Source organism: Saccharopolyspora sp. (assembly GCF_017434145.1).
In the GTDB taxonomy this organism is placed as follows: Bacteria; Actinomycetota; Actinomycetes; order Mycobacteriales; family Pseudonocardiaceae; genus Saccharopolyspora_C; species Saccharopolyspora_C galaxeae.
This window is the reverse complement of sequence record NZ_JAFRFW010000533.1, coordinates 1-1631: the sequence shown is the minus strand read 5'-3', so window position 1 is coordinate 1631 and position 1631 is coordinate 1. Positions and strand designations below refer to the sequence as shown.

The 1631-nt window shown below is 70.0% G+C and carries 2 protein-coding genes; one reads left to right on the top strand and one right to left on the bottom strand.

Annotation, left to right across the window (positions count from 1 at the left end; genetic code table 11):
• On the bottom strand, positions 1-282 hold a 282-nt coding region (locus tag IJH84_RS14820; RefSeq protein ID WP_295145437.1), incomplete at its 3' end, for a GntR family transcriptional regulator.
• A 524-nt stretch (positions 283-806) separates the two neighbouring features.
• On the opposite strand from IJH84_RS14820, the gene IJH84_RS14815 reads away from it, so the two are divergent.
• The gene (locus IJH84_RS14815) at positions 807-1532 is read left to right on the top strand and encodes an ADP-ribosylglycohydrolase family protein (protein ID WP_295145435.1); all 726 of its coding nucleotides are present in this window, start codon (positions 807-809) and stop codon (positions 1530-1532) included.
• Positions 1533-1631: the final 99 nt, after the last annotated feature.

Below are 1631 nucleotides of genomic sequence, written 5' to 3'. Positions count from 1 at the left end.
GCTCTCGCCGGTGCGGAGCCGTTCCGCGACGGTCGTGGGGGCGCCCTGCCGGGACAGCAGGAAACCCTCCGCGGTGAGCTGGGTGTACGCGCGGGTCACCGTGCCGCGGGCGACGCCGAGGTCTCGGGCGAGCGCCCGGGTCGACGGCACCCGCGTCCCAGCCGCCAGCCGCCCGTCCCGGATCGCCGTGCGCAGCGCTTCGGCGAGACCGCTGCTGTCCGGACGCCCGGACCAGTCCAGGTGCAGGTCCAGCCCGGCGGATCCGGGCCGTGGGTCGGTCACGGGATCGGACTTTAACGGACCGCGCCGCCGACTCCTTCTGATCGGTGCGTGGTGCGACAGCTGAGGGACAGCGGCGCCGGACGCCGGGCCCGTTGTCGATCAACCGTTCCGGTGATTCGGAACCGGGACGCGGCAGCTCGGTCGTGCGCGCCGTGGGCTGCGCCGGGCGAGCGCTGATTCGGATCGCCGCGCAGAGCGTCGGAAGCGGCATCCACGCTGGGCAGCAAGGCCCTGCCCGGCTCAGCTCCGGCGTCTTCCGCGGCCCGGCTCGGTGCGCGAACCACCTGGCTCGGTGAGCAAGATCTCGCTCGGCCGGCGGACGCCTCGTGTCCTCCGGCGTTCGCCGGAGCGGGGCAATTCGATCGTCGATCCACCGGGGGAGCCGCCCAGATCGTCGTGCCCGTGCGGCAACATGTGGATGAAGGTCTCGGGATCGGACCGGCTCCGCTCCCGACCGGCGCTCCACGGCCCGCGCTCGTGGACGCAAGCGCTGCCCCGCACGGTGACCCGACAGGAGACTGGGGATGAGCGGTGACACCTCGAGGTTCGCGAACACCGGCACGTCGGCGGTGTCGCGCCGAGAGCCGCCCGAGCTGAGCTGGTCCGAGCGGTTCCGCGGCGCGCTGCTCGGCGGTGCCGTGGGCGACGCGCTCGGCTCGGGAGTGCGCACCCGTTCCGTGTGGGACATCCAGCACTGGTTCGGCAGGCAGGGGGTCGCCGACTACCTGCCGGTGTTCGGCCGCCGCGGTGGTGTCACGGAGTTGACCCAGCTGTCCGTGTTCACCCTCGAAGCGCTGTTGCGGGCGCGCGCCGTCAACGGCGCGGCCGCCGAGTGGCTGCCGACTCCGGTGATCCGCACGAATCACCTGCGCTGGCTCTACACCCAGGGCGTGCCGTGGGAATTCGCCATGTCCGGCTACTTGCGCACGCATCCGGAACCGGGTGGATGGCTGCTCGAACGCCCGCAGCTGTTCTCCACCCGCAATCCCGGGGGCGGCGCGCTGGCCGGGTTGGGCAAGCTCGCCGCGCAGCCGCCTGCGGAGGCCTCGTACGACCCGCGGTTCGGCCCGTCGGTTCGGCCGGGGTTCGCCGAGTGCGCGGTGTGGGCGGCGCCGACGATGGTGTGGAGCACTTCGGAGGATCGGGTCTTCGCGGCGGGCGCGGAAGCTGATTTTGCCCCGGCCCGGCCGCTCGGCGGTGATACAGCCGACAGCGCGTCGGTAGTGAGTAAAAAGAATCAGGCCCTTTGACTTGCTTTAGGTTGACATAATTCTTTCTTCACAAAAGTTTCACTGTCATAAATGCTTAAGGCATGGTAGAATGAATTTCAGCGTATAATTATTTATCTG